Below are 1562 nucleotides of genomic sequence, written 5' to 3' on the forward strand. Positions count from 1 at the left end.
GAAAACTCTGCTGCAGGATTTCCAGGTGCAGGTCCGAGGCGATCTGTATCCGCACTGCTCGCTCCACTCGCCGCGGGTCAGGCGACACCGGCCCGCTGCGCGTCCCGCCCGGCTGCCGGCGCGCTGGCAAACTGACGTTCGCACTCGAACTCCGGCCCCGGGGTAATCAACCGTTTGCTGCGGTAGCAGGGTTTCAGCTTGCCGCCCGCCACGCCATACCAGTAACCCTGCATCCCGTCGGGATCGTCCCGTTTTCTCCACAGGCCCGTCACCTGACGGAGCTTGACCTTGCCGTCGAACACATACACGGACAGTTCTTCGGCGCGCAGGTGCGACGTGAATTCAAGCAGCGCCTCCGGGCCGCCCAGGAGCCAGCCGTCGGGCAGATCCCCGGACTCCGGCAGCCGCCGCGGGGCGATCACCCAGAAATTCGTTTGTTCATCCGTCCAGCTCACACACCGCCATGCACAAAGCGGTTGGACCAGGGCACGCCTGACCGGATGGGTTTCTGCCCACGTAGCATCCGTCACCAACATTGATGTTTCTTTCCTTCAAACTGTTTATTCGGTTGTTTTGACCACGTAGGTCAGGCCGCCCACCGTGCAGCTGGCAGCCAGTCCGATACATCCCGCACAAAGCAGATTTTCAAACGGTGGTGCGCGGCCCACAGACCCATCGGAGGGGGATCGCGGCGCTGTCGCACCACTTATCGACTCTTAGAACAAATCCGTCAGACCCTTGCTATGCAGCGCTTCCTGTCGACCGCGCAGTGCCTGGTTCCTAATGAAGCCGCGCATCATAGCAAATGAACACTATAGATTGTAGCCCTTTAGTGTTCGCAATGAGTTCATCAGGTCCTTTATCGGGAGGACTTGCATGCGCTCCGACGCCACTTTGGGCAAGGCATTGAAGCAGCTTCGGGAGATTGCTAACGTCACGCAGGAAGATTTCGGGCTGGTGTCCAGCCGGACCTACATCAGCACGGTCGAGCGGGGCCTGAAGTCGCCAACACTGGGAAAGATCGAACAATTCGCGGAAGTGCTGGGCGTACACCCGCTCACCCTGCTGACGGTGGCTTACATGGACCGGCTCACACCCAAAGAGATAGAACGGACTACGGCCCTGTTGCGCGACCGGTTGCTGACGATTGTCAGCGAGAAGTAGCCGTGGCCTGTCAGCGCCGCTGCCGGGCAATGCATACACTGGCGCCCGCCGCCGATGCAGGACTGGCTGCCGTCCCGGCGCGACAGTCCAGCTGGGCTGGCGGTTGGTCGTATGCGCGACCTCCGACCGGGCCGGAACCCCTGGCCGTGCCAGCTCGATGCTGGCAACCACCACCGCTGCGTCGTCCGGTCCGGCAATACAGCCCTGCTGAAAAACCGGTTCGTTTAGCTAAAACCACTGAACTTGACGTGTAACCCTGCCTGAGGGCGGAGCATGCCGCACCTGACGACCGGGCACTGGCGCGGCCGGAGGAGACCGGCGGGACAGCCGCCCGGTTTGCCGCGATAAGCGGGTTTATCACGGCGACCCTTTTCATTTCCGGCACAGAAACGGTTTTC

General features: G+C 61.7%; 2 protein-coding genes. One reads left to right on the plus strand and one right to left on the minus strand.

Going from position 1 to position 1562, the window contains the following annotated elements; translation table 11 throughout:
- Positions 1 to 77: 77 nt before the first annotated feature.
- Positions 78 to 455, minus strand: a complete 378-nt coding sequence (locus M0D67_RS41960) for a hypothetical protein (protein WP_266243677.1) — start codon at positions 453 to 455, stop codon at positions 78 to 80.
- Between the two features lie 421 nt (positions 456 to 876).
- Between M0D67_RS41960 and M0D67_RS41965 the strand changes: the two genes are divergently transcribed.
- Positions 877 to 1164 carry a helix-turn-helix domain-containing protein gene (locus M0D67_RS41965; RefSeq protein ID WP_266243680.1) on the plus strand — a complete coding sequence of 96 codons (288 nt, stop codon included), beginning with the start codon at positions 877 to 879 and terminating at the stop codon, positions 1162 to 1164.
- The last annotated feature ends 398 nt before the right edge of the window (positions 1165 to 1562 follow it).

The organism is Paraburkholderia sp. SECH4, from assembly GCF_030511745.1.
In the GTDB taxonomy this organism is placed as follows: domain Bacteria; phylum Pseudomonadota; class Gammaproteobacteria; order Burkholderiales; family Burkholderiaceae; genus Paraburkholderia; species Paraburkholderia madseniana.

Excerpts from the sequence above, each read along its gene's own strand:
- M0D67_RS41965 (WP_266243680.1), top strand. The coding sequence starts at position 877 with ATGCGCTCCGACGCCACTTTGGGCAAGGCATTGAAGCAGCTTCGGGAG.